Annotated in this window: 14 protein-coding genes; 7 read left to right on the forward strand and 7 right to left on the reverse strand. The window is 73.3% G+C overall.

The window, feature by feature from the left end; translation table 11 throughout:
* Positions 1 to 8: 8 nt before the first annotated feature.
* Entirely contained in the window at positions 9 to 1298 is a 1290-nt protein-coding gene (locus tag ACZ501_RS25240) for a saccharopine dehydrogenase family protein (RefSeq protein WP_468798265.1), read from the forward strand.
* Between the two features lie 71 nt (positions 1299 to 1369).
* Here ACZ501_RS25240 and ACZ501_RS25245 read toward each other — a convergent pair whose 3' ends face one another.
* The 3 genes from ACZ501_RS25245 to ACZ501_RS25255 are packed head-to-tail and all read right to left on the reverse strand — an operon-like array spanning position 1370 to position 4158.
* Entirely contained in the window at positions 1370 to 2212 is an 843-nt protein-coding gene (locus ACZ501_RS25245; RefSeq protein WP_468798268.1) for a DUF6461 domain-containing protein, read from the reverse strand.
* Positions 2213 to 2268: 56 nt separating this feature from the next.
* On the reverse strand, positions 2269 to 3201 hold the full coding sequence (locus ACZ501_RS25250) for an aldo/keto reductase (protein ID WP_468798271.1): 933 nt from the start codon (positions 3199 to 3201) through the stop codon (positions 2269 to 2271).
* Positions 3202 to 3216: 15 nt separating this feature from the next.
* Complete coding sequence (locus ACZ501_RS25255) at positions 3217 to 4158, reverse strand: NAD-dependent epimerase/dehydratase family protein (RefSeq protein ID WP_468798274.1); 942 nt, start codon at positions 4156 to 4158, stop codon at positions 3217 to 3219.
* 70 nt (positions 4159 to 4228) lie between these two features.
* Between ACZ501_RS25255 and ACZ501_RS25260 the strand changes: the two genes are divergently transcribed.
* The gene (locus tag ACZ501_RS25260; RefSeq protein WP_468798277.1) at positions 4229 to 5134 is read left to right on the forward strand and encodes a LysR family transcriptional regulator; all 906 of its coding nucleotides are present in this window, start codon (positions 4229 to 4231) and stop codon (positions 5132 to 5134) included.
* A gap of 40 nt (positions 5135 to 5174) precedes the next feature.
* On the opposite strand, the gene ACZ501_RS25265 is transcribed toward ACZ501_RS25260, so the two are convergent.
* Entirely contained in the window at positions 5175 to 5864 is a 690-nt protein-coding gene (locus ACZ501_RS25265) for an endonuclease V (RefSeq protein WP_468798280.1), read from the reverse strand.
* Positions 5865 to 5890: 26 nt separating this feature from the next.
* On the opposite strand from ACZ501_RS25265, the gene ACZ501_RS25270 reads away from it, so the two are divergent.
* Together ACZ501_RS25270 and ACZ501_RS25275 are read left to right on the forward strand one after the other, a co-directional pair.
* Positions 5891 to 6190 carry a YciI family protein gene (locus ACZ501_RS25270; RefSeq protein WP_468798283.1) on the forward strand — a complete coding sequence of 100 codons (300 nt, stop codon included), beginning with the start codon at positions 5891 to 5893 and terminating at the stop codon, positions 6188 to 6190.
* Positions 6191 to 6273: 83 nt separating this feature from the next.
* Positions 6274 to 6771, forward strand: coding sequence for a GNAT family N-acetyltransferase (locus tag ACZ501_RS25275; RefSeq protein ID WP_362462551.1), 498 nt, complete (start codon positions 6274 to 6276; stop codon positions 6769 to 6771).
* Here the strand turns inward: ACZ501_RS25275 and ACZ501_RS25280 are convergent, their stop codons facing one another.
* Entirely contained in the window at positions 6772 to 7866 is a 1095-nt protein-coding gene (locus ACZ501_RS25280; protein WP_468798286.1) for a WD40/YVTN/BNR-like repeat-containing protein, read from the reverse strand.
* A gap of 353 nt (positions 7867 to 8219) precedes the next feature.
* On the opposite strand from ACZ501_RS25280, the gene ssgD reads away from it, so the two are divergent.
* The 3 genes from ssgD (at position 8220) to ACZ501_RS25295 (ending at position 11711) form a co-directional block, all read left to right on the forward strand.
* The gene (gene ssgD, locus ACZ501_RS25285; protein WP_361609103.1) at positions 8220 to 8636 is read left to right on the forward strand and encodes a spore wall synthesis regulator SsgD; all 417 of its coding nucleotides are present in this window, start codon (positions 8220 to 8222) and stop codon (positions 8634 to 8636) included.
* Between the two features lie 186 nt (positions 8637 to 8822).
* Positions 8823 to 10466: an ABC-F family ATP-binding cassette domain-containing protein gene (locus tag ACZ501_RS25290; protein WP_361609105.1), complete on the forward strand. Its 1644-nt coding sequence runs from the start codon at positions 8823 to 8825 to the stop codon at positions 10464 to 10466.
* Positions 10467 to 10739: 273 nt separating this feature from the next.
* The gene (locus ACZ501_RS25295) at positions 10740 to 11711 is read left to right on the forward strand and encodes an acyl-ACP desaturase (RefSeq protein ID WP_361609107.1); all 972 of its coding nucleotides are present in this window, start codon (positions 10740 to 10742) and stop codon (positions 11709 to 11711) included.
* A gap of 69 nt (positions 11712 to 11780) precedes the next feature.
* Here the strand turns inward: ACZ501_RS25295 and ACZ501_RS25300 are convergent, their stop codons facing one another.
* Both ACZ501_RS25300 and ACZ501_RS25305 read right to left on the reverse strand, forming a co-directional pair.
* The gene (locus tag ACZ501_RS25300) at positions 11781 to 12017 is read right to left on the reverse strand and encodes a WhiB family transcriptional regulator (protein WP_361609109.1); all 237 of its coding nucleotides are present in this window, start codon (positions 12015 to 12017) and stop codon (positions 11781 to 11783) included.
* Between the two features lie 72 nt (positions 12018 to 12089).
* Positions 12090 to 12605: an HAD domain-containing protein gene (locus tag ACZ501_RS25305; protein ID WP_468798289.1), complete on the reverse strand. Its 516-nt coding sequence runs from the start codon at positions 12603 to 12605 to the stop codon at positions 12090 to 12092.
* Positions 12606 to 12646: the final 41 nt, after the last annotated feature.

Below are 12646 nucleotides of genomic sequence, written 5' to 3' on the forward strand. Positions count from 1 at the left end.
AGCGGTTCATGACCGAGCACGTCCGCAGGGAGCCCATCCACGGCGAGGCCCCGCCCGGCGGGTCCGCCGACAGCGAGTCCGTCCCCGCCGAGTCCGGCCGCGGCGACTCCGCCGACGGCCGCCGTCCGGGGCGGGACCTCGACGTCGTGCTCTTCGGCGCCACCGGCTTCGTCGGGGCGCTGACCGCCGCGTACCTCGCCGAGCACGCGCCCGCCGGCTGCCGCTGGGCGCTGGCCGGACGCGACCGCGCCAAGCTGGAGCGGCTGCGCGAGCGCCTGGCCGAGCTGAATCCGGCCTGCGCGGACCTGCCGCTGCTGCGCGCCGACGCGGGCGACGCGCGGGCGCTGCGCGAACTGGCCGCCCGTACGCGGGTGCTGGCCACCACCGTGGGGCCCTACGTCCTGTACGGGGCGGAGCTGGTCGCCGCCTGCGCCGAGGCGGGCACCGACTACGTGGACCTCACCGGCGAGCCGGAGTTCGTCGACCGGATGTACGTCGAGCACGACGCGCGGGCCCGGGAGACCGGGGCCCGGCTGGTGCACGCGTGCGGCTTCGACACGATCCCGGCCGACCTCGGGGCGTACTTCACGGTCGGGCTGCTGCCCGCCGGTGTGCCGCTGCGGGTGGACGGCTTCGTGCGCTCCAGCGCGCTCGCCTCCGGCGGCACCCTGGCCTCGGCCCTGACCGCCCTGGGCCGCGGGCCGCAGACCCTGGCCGCCGCGCACGCCCGCCGGCTGCACGAGCCCCGCAGGCCCGGGCGCCGGGTACGCGGGCCGGTGGGCGCCCCGCGCTTCAGCCGGGAGACCGGCACCTGGGCGCTGCCGCTGCCGGTGCTGGACCCCCGGGTCGTGACCCGGTCGGCAGCGGCGCTGGAGCGGTACGGGCCGGACTTCCGCTACCGGCACTACGCCTCGGTGCGGCACCTGCCGGTGGCCGTGGGACTGACGGCGGCGGTGGGCGCGACGGCGGCACTGGCGCAGGTCCCGGTGGCCCGGCGGTGGCTGATGAGCCGCTGGGAGCCGGGCAGCGGCCCGGACGCGGAGCGGCGCGCCCGCAGCTGGTTCACGGTCCGCTTCGTCGGCGAGGGCGGCGGCCGCCGCGTGTTCACCGAGGTGTCGGGCGGCGACCCGGGGTACGGGGAGACCGCGAAGATGCTGGCGGAGTCCGCGCTGTGCCTGGCCCACGACGCCCTGCCGGACCGCGCCGGCCAGCTGACCACGGCGGTGGCGATGGGCGACGCCCTGCTGACCCGCCTCCAGAAGGCGGGCATCCGCATCCGCGTGGCGGCACAGGACTAGGCCGCCCGGGGGGGGCCGCCGCGTCCACGTTTCCCTGGGCGGCGGCGAGTGCGCCGCGGCACCCCCGCGCGCTACTCACCCCTCTGGTGCTCCGAACGGCCCCCGGTCGGAGGCTCACCGTAGGTGATCACGACCGGCGCGTTGGCTTCCGCCCGTGCGCGGTCCGACGCCGTCGCGATCTCCTCGTAGGTCCATTCCCGGTACAGGCGCTCCCCGTGGGCATCGGTGATGTCGATGACCAGGCCGGTCCACTCCTCGGCGGGCTGTTCGGGGACGAGTCCCAGCTGGTACGCAGCGTCCTGGAGGAGGGATTCGGTCACAGGTACGCCGGTGAGTCTCTCGGCCAGGGCGAGGACCGCCGCCTTCCTGTCGACGTCCGGCGCGCTCTCGTCGTGCTCGCCCTCGGGGGTCAGAGGGAAGCCGACCTCCCGCAGCAGGGGGACCAGGTCGTCGGGGGTGTTGCCGTCGCGCGACGAGGGGCCCTCGAACGTCGTGCGGAGTTGGCCGTCCTCGAACCAGTGGAAGAGGTGGATGGGCTTGCCGCCGTTGGTCGAGTGCGCCACAACCCGGCCGCCCTGCGACAGCAGTTCCGCGCACGCGCCCGCGATCCCCAGGCCGCCGTCGAAGCCCAGGACGAGGGTCCAGTCGCCGTTCTCACCCGGGACGCCGAAGGCGCCCGCGACGTAGGACTCGTCCCAGTAGTCGTAGCCCCCTTCGGCGCGGTGGGCGTCGTCCGCCTCCATCAGCCCGGCCGTTCCCTGCCCGGTACCCCGCGGCTGCGCCCCCATCGCGCGCAGCACCTCCCGCGGGGCACGCCCCCGTATCAGTGTCAGGGTGTATCCGTTTTCCAGCATGTGGCGGAAGAGCGGAGACGTGCGGATCCAGGCGTAGTCGTGTGCGGTCACCAAGGTCATACGGCGCAGTGTCCCTGATGCCTCTGACAACGCCCCGGCGCAAGCAGGCCGTTGCATCAATGGCCCGCCCTCACGTCGCGCCGCCGTAGCCACCCCCCGTCGCTGGTTCGGCCCGGCCGTTCCTCCCCGAGCTGCGTCAGCTCTTCCCGGCTCAGTGTCAGTTCCGCGGCCCGGGCGGAGTCGGTGATGGAGGCCGGGCGGCTGGCTCCCGGCACCGGGATCACCGAGGGGGAACGGCTGAGCAGCCAGGCCAGGGCGACCTGTTGCGGGCTGACGCCGTGCTCGGCCGCCACGCGATGGAAGGCGGTGCCGGTGGACGTCGGGCCGGAGGGGCCGTCGAGGGAACTGCGGGAGATGCCACCGAGAGGGCTCCAGGGCAGGAACGCCAGGCCCAGCCGTGCGCTCAGCCGCAGCTCGGGCTCGCTGTCCCGGACGGCGGGCGAGTACTGGTTCTGTACCGAGACGAGCCCGTCGCCGAGGATCTGGTGTGCCTGAAGGATCTGGGCGGTGGTCACGTTCGAGATTCCGGCGGCACGGATCGTGCCGGCGTCGAGCAGATCGCGCAGGGCACCGACGGACTCCGCCCAGGGCACGGCCGGGTCCGGCTTGTGCAGTTGGTAGAGGCCGATGGCGCCCCCGAGTCGCCTGGCGGAAGCTTCCGCGGCGCGCTTGAGGTGTTCCGGGGTGGCGATGACGGTCCAGCTCCCGTCTCCGACCCGCCCGCGACCGCCCTTGGTCGCGACCAGGACCTCGGAGGTGTCGCCGCCGTAGCGGGCCAGTGCGCGGGCGATCAGCAGCTCGTTGTGGCCCGCCTCGCCGGCGTGCCAGTGGTAGCTGTCGGCCGTGTCGATGAGCGTGACGCCGGCGTCGAGGGCGGCGTGGACGGTGGCGACGGCCCGCCTCTCGTCGGGGCGGTCCTCGATGGACAGCGGCATGGCGCCCAGGCCGATGGCGCTGACGGTGGTGCCGGCGATGGTGCGGTACTGCATGGCGGTTCGCACTCCTCAGGAGGCGGGGGCGGCGGGCGTGGTGAGGGTTTCGGCGATGGCTCCGGGGAGCCAGTCGGCCGTACGGGAGAAGGAGAAGCCCAGCTGCTTCGCTCGGGCGTTGCTCATGGCGTAGTGGCGGTCGAAGGAGAACGGGGAAGCGGTCCCGCCCGTGGCGACGGTGCGGTGGACGGGCTCACGGCCGGTCTGCGCGGCGACGGCCGCGGCCAGGTCGCGCACGTCGAGCAGGCCGTCGGAGCAGGCGTTGACCGGACCGGCGAAGTCGGTGGCGGTGGCTGCCCACAGCAGCAGGTCCGCCAGCTCCGCGTGGTGGACGAACACCGTCGGCAGCGGTGCGGCGTGCACGGCGATCTCGTCGCCCCGGGCGATGCGCTCGGTGTAGTGCGCGAGCCGGCCGGTGAACTCCCGCGCGCCGCCGCCCAGCACGTGCGCACTGCGCACGGAGGCGAACGCGAAGCCGCCGTCCCGGGTGAGGACGGCCTCCGCCTGGCGCTTGCCCTCGGCGTAGTGCGCCTCCAGGTACGCCTCGTCGTGCCAGGGCAGGTGCGGGGCCACCGGCCAGGCACGCGGGTCCACGTTCTCCTCCGTCACCAGGACGCCCTCCGGCACGGCCGGGAGCGCGGCGGTCGCCGGGTCGTAGACCTCGATCGTGGAGGTCATGACGTAGCGCCGGGTACGACCCGTGAAGGCGCGGGCGGCGATCGCGGCCTGCACGGGGGTGTAGCAGACCTGATCGACGACCGTGTCGAAGGCGCGCGAGCCGAGCGCGGCGACGAGAGCGGCCTCGTCGTCGCGGTCGACCACGAGGTGCTCGCCACCGGCGGGCGGGCGGGTGGAGCCGCGATTGAGCACAGTGACCCGATGGCCGGCCGCCAGCAGGCGCTCGACCAGGAGCTTTCCGAAGTAGCGGCTTCCGCCGATGACGCAGATCCTTTGCATGCCCCCACCCTGGACTCCTACGATCAACAGCAGAAGTAGCGGCTTGCTGGAATGGCGTTAAGGAATACTGTTGATCGATGTGCAGCGGCTCCGCGTCCTGCGGGCGGTGGCGGACCACGGGAGCTTCAGCAGGGCGGCCGCGGCCCTCCGTCTCACCCCCTCCGCGGTCTCCCAGCACGTAGCGGTGCTCGAACGCAGCCTCGGTGCGCAGGTCGTGACCCGCAGCACGCGCGGGGTCTCCCTGACCCCGGCCGGCCAGATCATGGTCGGGGCCGCCGAGTCCGTCGCGGCCGAGCTCGAACAGGCCAGGCAGCAGGTGGAGCGGCTGCATACGGGCCGTGTACAACTCACCGTCGCCACCTTCACCAGCGGCGGCAGGCACCTGCTGCCCGGCGCACTCCCCCGGTTCATGGCCGCCCATCCCCACACCCTGCTCCACGTGAGGGAGGGCGAGCCCGAGGACACCCTGCCCCTCCTCCGCCATGGCGCCGTCGACCTCGCCCTCGCCTACCACTTCGACGGCCCGCTGCCCGTCGGGCCGGGCCCGGGCTCCAGCCTGCGGTGGACCGCGCTCCTGGAAGATCCCCTGTACGCCGTCATGCCCGAGGAGCATCGCCTCGCCGACCGCGAGTCACTCGACCTCGCCGAGCTGGCAGCCGAACCCTGGGTACTCGGCTGCCTCAAGACCGAGGCGTACCTGCGCCGCTACGCCGCGCGTGCCGGCTTCGCGCCGGATGTGCGTGCCACCACCACCGACTACTTCTTCGCCCGCTCGCTCGTCGCCGCGGGAATGGGCGTCTCCCTGATCCCGTCCCTCGCGCTCGCGCCGGCAGTGCCGGGGCTGTGCGCCGTCCCGGTCGGTCCGCCGGCTCCGTCCCGGCACATCGGCGTCGCCACGATCGACCGCCGCCGCGACCGCCCGCACGTCACGTCGTTCATCGAGGCCCTCCTCGAACAGGCGGCCCCGACACCGTGAGCCACCCGCCGAGCCCCGCCAGGAGGCCCGTAACGGACTGCTACGACGCCGTCTCGGTGGCCTCGTGCAGGGCGCGGCGGCAGAGGGAGTCGGCGTGGCGGGTGGTTTCGGGGATGCGGAAGCGGGGGCTCAGGGCGAGGGCGTGGGCGCAGGCGTTGTCCAGGGAGACGCGGTGGCCGACGGAGACGTACACCGGCTTGATCCCGTCCTGGGTGCGCAACGCCCGTCCGACGACGGCGCCGTCGGGCGCGAGCAGCGGGGAGGCGTCGCCGCGCCGGGCGCCGGGCTCCTCGTAGGAGAAGGTGAAGGGGTTCTTCGCGACTCCCATGCTGGGAAGACCTGTCACCACCCCCAGGTGGCAGGCCAGGCCGAAGCCGCGCGGGTGGGCGAGGCCGTAGCCGTCGCAGACGACGAGGCCGGGGGTGACGGGGAGCGCCTCCAGGGCGGCGAGTACGGCCGGCAGCTCGCGGAAGGCGAGCAGGCCGGGAACATACGGGAAGCTGACCGGCCCGGCGGCCGTGGCCTCGGCCACGACCTCGAGGGTGGCGGCGTCCAGGACGACGGCGGCGGCCGCGACCAGGTCGCGTTCGTCGTCGTAGGCGACGTCCACCCCGGCGACCAGCCCCTGGCCGGGCTGCGGGCCGGCCTCACCGAGCACGACACGGTTGCGCAGTTCGTCCTGTATCGCCCGGGCCTCGGCCTCGTTGGCGGGGGTCTTCACAGTCGTCATGATGGTGCGAGAGTAGCCTGGCGATCATGTTCGTCATGGAGCTCACCTACACCGCGCCCATCGAAGCCGTCGAAGCGCAGATGGACGCGCACATCGCCTGGCTGGACGGTTACTACGCGTCCGGCGTCTTCCTAGCCTCGGGCCGCAAGGTCCCGCGCGACGGCGGGGTCATCCTGGCCCGCGGGGTTTCGCGCGCCGAGATCGAGAAGATAGCGGAGGGGGACCCCTTCCAGGTGGCGGGCGTCTGCGCCTACCGCATAACGGAGTTCGTCGCCACGAAGACCTCGGCCGGCCTGGCTCCGCTCCGCGAGACCCTCCCGTCCTGACCCCTCGGCCCCGCCCCGCGTCCGCTTCCGTGTCCCAGGCCCGGTACGGCCCGGGCTGCGGGGCGGCGTCCCCTGGAGGAACCGTGCAGCCCCGCCCCGCCGTACCCGCCGACGTCCCCGAGCTGATACGGCTGCGCGCCGTCGCCCTCGCCTCCCTCGGGATGGACCCCGGGAGCTCCGACCACCCCTGGCGGGCCACCGCCGACGGCTGGTTCCGCGAGCGCCTCACCGGACGGTCCGACGTGCACTGCCTGGTCGTCGGCGGCGCCCCCGGCGAACCCCTGGTGGCCACCGGCATGGCCTGGGTGACGTACCACCTGCCCAGCCCCCGCTGGACGGACGGCCGCCGCGGGTACCTCGACGGCATCGTCACCGACGAGGCCGCCCGCGGCCGGGGCCACGGCCGCCGGATCGTCGACGGGCTGGTCGCCTGGCTGAACGGGATCGGCATCCACTACGTCCAGCTGCACGCCAGCGCCGACGGCGAAGGCGTCTACCGGGCCGCCGGGTTCACCGCAGGCGCCTACCCGGGCATGGACCTGTTCACCCGGCCGGCCCCGGGCACTGCGCCCACCGCCTGATCAGCGCCGCTCCAGGCGCGCCACCCGCCCCTTCTCCCCCGCCGCCCAGCAGCCGCCGTCGGCCGCGCAGTCGACGGTGTCGAAGGACCCCGCGTCCAGCGGCCGCCAGGTGCGCCCCGCGTCCGTGGTGACGTCCGTTCCGGTCGGGCCCACCGCCAGGGCGGTGGGCCGCCCGTACGGGTACCAGGCCGCGCCCGAGCGGTAGGCGGGCGGCGGGGTCACCGCCTGGCTCCAGGTCCCGCCCGCGTCGGCGGAGCGGGCGGCGGCTCTGGGCGAGGCCTGGCCCGTACGGTAGTCACCGCCGGCCGCGAGGCCCGTCGTACGGTCGCGGAAGGCCAGGGCGAACACCCCGCGCGCCGGGTCGCCGGCGGGGACGGTGGAGTCGGCGGCCCGCCAGGTCAGGCCCCGGTCGGCGGAGTGCAGGACCCGCGCGACGGGACCGCCGCCCGTGGCCAGCCACACGTCCCGGGGCCCGGAGGCCGTCAGGCACTGGCCGCTGGCAGCGAAGCCGGCTTCGCCGGGCAGGGCCTGCGGCATCCCGGAGTCCGGCAGCACCCGCCAGCTGCGCCCGCCGTCGTCGGTGGCCAGGAGGCGGAACCTGCCGTCCACCGGGTCGCTCACGGTCAGCCCGTGGCGGGGGTCGAAGAAGGTCAGGCAGTCGTAGAAGGCCCGCGGGTCGGGGTTGCGGAAGGCCTCGGTCCAGGTCGCGCCGCCGTCCTCGGTGCGCAGGATCCGGGAGGCCTCGCCCTCCCCGATGGACAGGGCCACCGCCCGGCGGGCGTCGAAGGCCTCGATGTCGCGCAGTTCCAGCCCTTCGGCCACCGCCCCCGGCGGGGACACGTCCCGCCAGCTGCGGCCGCCGTCGCCGGTGCGCAGGACCCGGCCCTTGGAGCCCGCCAGCCAGGCCGTACTGCGGCTGACCGCCGCGAGGCCGCGGAAGCGGACCTCCGCGGCGCCTTCCCGACCGGTCTCCTTGACAGCCCAGCCGGCGCCGCGTAAGCCCGGGCCGACGGCCTCCGCGGCCGGGTCGGCGCCGACGGCGTCCGCCTGCGCGGGGGCCACGGCAACCGCGACCAGCACGGCTGCCGCGCACATGCCAACTCCCAGAATTCTCATGGCGCCGGAAGCTAACGCACCCCCCATGTCCCGTCCAGGGCGCCTCCCCCGCGACCGCCTCACCCGTTCGGCCCCATCCGGCACCGGCTTACGCCTGTGGAGCGAGCGAATACCGGACGTCTTGAGTTCGCCGCCGGCCGCACCGTGCGCCTTGGGCCCCTTGGCCCGCACCCACCGACCGCTCACTCTGTGCGATCCCACGGGTGAGATTGCGCCAATCGGTGACACAGCTCACGTCATCCGCCATGCACGGATTTGCCGATTCCGGCGTCTATCCGGTTGCCGGGCTCCACCCCAAGCCCGACAGCAGATCCGCCGCAAGGGAGCGAGCCTTGATCACTGTCATCGAGCAGGCCGTGCAGGCCCGACTGATCGCCACCGCACCGAAGGTCGAGACCGTCCCCGTCACCCTCTGCTACGACCGCTCGGATCCCTTCGCCGTCCGCATGGCCTTCCCCGCGCTGGCCACGCTGGAGGGCGTCGAGGTCTCGTGGACCTTCGCCCGCGAGCTGCTGATGTCCGGGATCCGCCACCCGGCCGGCTGCGGCGACGTGCGGGTGCGGCCCTACGACGGGGACCGCACCACGGTCGAGTTCCACGCGCCGGAAGGGGTGGCGATCGTACTGATGACCACGGCCGAGCTCCAGCGGTTCCTCGAACGCACCTCCGCGCTCGTACCGCCCGGGCTGGAACACCGCTACCTCGACATGGACCACAGCCTCGACGAGTTGATGCGCGGCTCCTGCTGATTAATTCGTTTGCGGGCGGCTCCGGGCCGCCCGTAGCTTCGTAGACGCCCCACTGCCGTCGAAACGGAGCAGGACGTTGCTCTTCTGAGGTCCGAGACACCGACCACCACCGCATCCACGCGATCCTCGTGACAGTCGGCTGTCTCCCCGCGTTGCACGCACCATTCACGCAACCTGGAGGCCTCCATGAGTCATGGCCCTGCTTTCGTCACCTGCTCCGACCTCTCCTTCGACTGGCCCGACGGCACCCCCGTCTTCGACGGGTTCCAGCTGGCCGTCGGGCCCGGCAGGACGGGCCTGATCGGACTCAACGGCTGTGGGAAATCCACCCTGTTGAAGCTCCTCGCGGGCGACCTGTCCCCCTCCTCGGGACAGGTCTCCGTCGCCGGAACCATCGGCTACCTCCCGCAGAACGCCACCCTCGACACCGCCCTGCGGGTGGACGAGGTACTCGGCATCAGCACCGCCCGCGCGGCCCTGCACGCCATCGAGGCGGGCGAGGCCACCGAGGCCAACTTCGCGGCCGTCGGCGACGACTGGGACGTGGAGGAGCGGGCCCTGGCCATGCTCGACCAGCTCGGCCTCGCCGGCATCGGCCTGGACCGCACCGTCGGCGAGCTGTCCGGCGGCGAGTGCGTCCTGCTGCGGCTGGCGGCCCTGCTGCTCGCCCGGCCGGACGTCCTGCTCCTCGACGAGCCCACCAACAACCTGGACCTGCGCGCCCGACGCCGCCTGTACGCGGCCGTCGAGGCCTGGTCCGGGGTGATGGTCCTGGTCAGCCACGACCGGGAGCTCCTCGAGCGGGTCGACCAGATCGCCGACCTGCGCGAGGGCGAAGTCCGCTGGTACGGCGGCAACTTCTCGGACTACGAGCGGCTGCTCGCGGCCGAGCAGGAGTCGGCCGAGCGGATGGTCCGGGTCGCCGAGGCCGACGTACAGCGACAGAAGCGCGAACTGGCCGACGCGCAGGTCAAACTGGCCCGGCGCAAGCGGTACGGCCAGAAGATGAACGACAACAAGCGCGAGCCGAAGATCGTCATGGGCGCCCGCAAACGCGCCGCCCAGGAATCGGCGGGCAAGCACCGCATCATGCACGCCGAGAAACTGGCGGACGCGCGGGAGCGGCTGGACCAGGCCGTCGAGGCGGTCCGCGACGACGCCGAGATCCGGATCGAGCTGCCCGCCACCCAGGTCCCGCCGGGCCGGCGGGTGCTCACCCTGAGCGATCTGCACCTGGCCCACGGGGCGCGGGCGGCGGGGGAATGGGAGGTGCGCGGTCCGGAGCGGATCGCCCTGGTCGGCGCGAACGGCTCGGGCAAGACGACCCTGCTGCGGACCATCGCCGGGCTCCTGCCGCCCGTGTCCGGAGAGGCGGTCACCCACGTCCCGGCCCGCTTCCTGCCGCAGCGGCTCGACGTGCTGGACGACGAGCGCTCGGTGGTGGAGAACGTGGCGCGCTTCGCGCCGCAGGCCTCGAACAACGTGGTCCGGGCGCGGCTCGCGCACTTCCTGTTCCGGGGCGCCCGGGCGGACCGGGCGGCCGGCACCCTTTCGGGTGGCGAACGGTTCCGGGCGACGCTCGCGGCGCTGCTGCTGGCCGAGCCGGCCCCGCAGCTGCTGATGCTGGACGAGCCGACGAACAACCTGGACCTCGCGAGCGTACGGCAGCTCGGCGAGGCCCTGGAGTCCTACCGGGGTGCGCTGCTGGTGGCCAGCCACGACGTGCCGTTCCTGGAGTCGGTCGGCATCACGCGGTGGCTGGTGCTCGACGGCGGGCTGCGGCCGACCACGGCCGAGGAGGTCCGGGGCTCCATGGAGTGGGGGCGGTAGCGTCCCGGCCCCGGCCCCGCCCGCTGGGCGGGGCCGGGGCGGGGTGAGCCTCAGGTCCGCCGTTCCCGGACGTCAAGACGGGAGCGGCGGACCACCTTCTGGCGTGATTCTGACCCCTCCGGGGGCGTCCGGCACGCCCTCAAACTGCATAGATAACCGGACGTAGCCGGACAAGACGATGGCTGGGGCTTGGCGCTCCTTGATGTCGCGCTTAACCTACGACTCCGTAGGCTACGGAACCGTAGGTAATTCGCTTTGTCCCCAGGAGTACCCGTGACGATCACCTCTCCCCACCTCGGCAGCTCGGAGGCGTGGACCGACGCCAAGCTGCTGTACGCGCTGGAAGAGGTGGTGGAGAAGGAACTCAACCGCCATCTGCAGGTCACCAAGGACTGGATGCCCCACGAGTACGTGCCGTGGAGCGACGGCCGGAACTTCCCCGCCTTCTTCGAGGACGGCGAAGCCTGGGACCCCCAGCAGTCCAAGGTCACCGACATCGGCAAGATCGCCCTGGTCGTGAACCTGCTGACCGAGGACAACCTGCCCAGCTACCACCACGAGATCGCGACCCTTTTCGGCCGCAACGGCGCCTGGGGCACCTGGGTGCACCGCTGGACCGCCGAGGAGGGCCGCCACGGCATCGTGATGCGCGACTACCTGCTGGCCTCGCGCGCCGTGGACCCGGACAAGCTGGAAGCGTTCCGGATGCAGCACATGTCGGAGGGCTTCGAGTCCGACAACAGCCACTCGATGCTGCACTCGGTGGCGTACGTCGCCTTCCAGGAGCTCGCGACCCGCATCTCGCACCGCAACACCGGCCACCAGTCCGGCGACCCGGTCTGCGACCGGATGCTGGCCCGCATCGCGCAGGACGAGAACCTGCACATGATCTTCTACCGCAACCTGCTGGGCGCGGCCTTCGAGATCGCCCCGGACCTGACGATGCAGGCCGTGCGGGACGTCGTCGTCAACTTCCGGATGCCCGGCCACGGCATGCCCGGCTTCGAGCGGATGGCCGCCCAGATGGCCATCGGCGGGGTCTACAACCTGCGGATCCACCACGACGACGTACTGAGCCCGGTGATCCGCTTCCTCAAGATCATGGACATCGATGGTCTGGGTCCGGAGGGGCAGAAGGCCCAGGAGGAGCTCGGGCTCTTCATGAACGGCCTCGACGCCGAGGCCCGCAAGTTCGACGAGCGCCTGGCCGCGCGTGCCGCGCGGCTGGCCGCCCGCAAGGGCTGAACGCCAGGCTGAACGCCACCACCGCCACGGCCCCCGGCCCCGCCGGGGGCCGTACGCGGCTGCGGGTGCTCAGCCGCGCCGGCGCAGGGCGAGCCGCTCCGACTCCGAGAGCCCGCCCCAGACGCCGAACCGCTCGTCGTTCGCCAGGGCGTACTGCAGGCACGCCGCCCTGCCCTCGCACGCCCCGCAGAGCCGCTTCGCGTCCGCGAGCGAGGAGCCGGGCTCCGGGAAGAAGAAGCTCGGCCCGGTCTGGGCGCACAGGGCCTGGTCGTACCAGGCGGGGGTGACGGTGGAGTTCATCGACATGCGCCGATCGTGAACCCGCCTGATGGACGTCCGATCAACACCTGATCAACACCATGCCACGGCCGTTGCCGTCTACGCGCCCGCGGCCACGGAACCGGGCTGGGCGAGCCAGTCGCCGAGAGCGGCGAAGTCCGTGTCCGTGAGCCCGGCACGCGGGTCCACCCGATGCAGCAGGACCGGGGCGGGGTGATGCGCTGCGGCCCAGCTGCTGTCGGCGGGGGTGATCTCGTCGTCGGCCCAGGCGAAGGGGCGCCCGGCCGCCCAGGCCAGGAGCGTGCGCGTCTTCCAGTGGAGGCCGTCCCGGCCCTCGTCGTCGGAGGGGTCCGGCCAGTCGACCACCGGCAGGGGCGGCAGGCCGAGCCGCGGCGCGAGCGCGTCGTTCGCCTCGGCCGACCAGGTGGTGGCCCACACCAGATCGCACGGCAGGGCCAGCAGCCGGGGGCCGAGGGCAGGGTCGAGCCTGGCCAGCAGGGGGTTGCCGGTCTCCTCCCAGGGGTCGGGGGCCGTGCGGTAGCCCGTTCCGCCGAAGGGGATCAGCGGGCCGTCGACGTCGAGGAAGAGGAGGGGGCGCGGGGCGTGAGCGGGCATGTCGCCAGCGTAGGGCGTGTCGTTCGGGGTGTGGCGGGGGT

The organism is Streptomyces sp. NPDC034085 (assembly GCF_055575555.1).

Excerpts from the sequence above, each read along its gene's own strand:
- ACZ501_RS25250 (WP_468798271.1), bottom strand. The coding sequence starts at position 3,201 with ATGCAGTACCGCACCATCGCCGGCACCACCGTCAGCGCCATCGGCCTG.
- ACZ501_RS25255 (WP_468798274.1), bottom strand. The coding sequence starts at position 4,158 with ATGCAAAGGATCTGCGTCATCGGCGGAAGCCGCTACTTCGGAAAGCTC.
- ACZ501_RS25290 (WP_361609105.1), top strand. The coding sequence starts at position 8,823 with ATGAGTCATGGCCCTGCTTTCGTCACCTGCTCCGACCTCTCCTTCGAC.
- ACZ501_RS25265 (WP_468798280.1), bottom strand. The coding sequence starts at position 5,864 with ATGACGACTGTGAAGACCCCCGCCAACGAGGCCGAGGCCCGGGCGATA.
- ACZ501_RS25300 (WP_361609109.1), bottom strand. The coding sequence starts at position 12,017 with ATGTCGATGAACTCCACCGTCACCCCCGCCTGGTACGACCAGGCCCTG.
- ACZ501_RS25270 (WP_468798283.1), top strand. The coding sequence starts at position 5,891 with ATGTTCGTCATGGAGCTCACCTACACCGCGCCCATCGAAGCCGTCGAA.
- ACZ501_RS25280 (WP_468798286.1), bottom strand. The coding sequence starts at position 7,866 with ATGTGCGCGGCAGCCGTGCTGGTCGCGGTTGCCGTGGCCCCCGCGCAG.
- ACZ501_RS25305 (WP_468798289.1), bottom strand. The coding sequence starts at position 12,605 with ATGCCCGCTCACGCCCCGCGCCCCCTCCTCTTCCTCGACGTCGACGGC.
- ACZ501_RS25240 (WP_468798265.1), top strand. The coding sequence starts at position 9 with ATGACCGAGCACGTCCGCAGGGAGCCCATCCACGGCGAGGCCCCGCCC.
- ACZ501_RS25245 (WP_468798268.1), bottom strand. The coding sequence starts at position 2,212 with ATGACCTTGGTGACCGCACACGACTACGCCTGGATCCGCACGTCTCCG.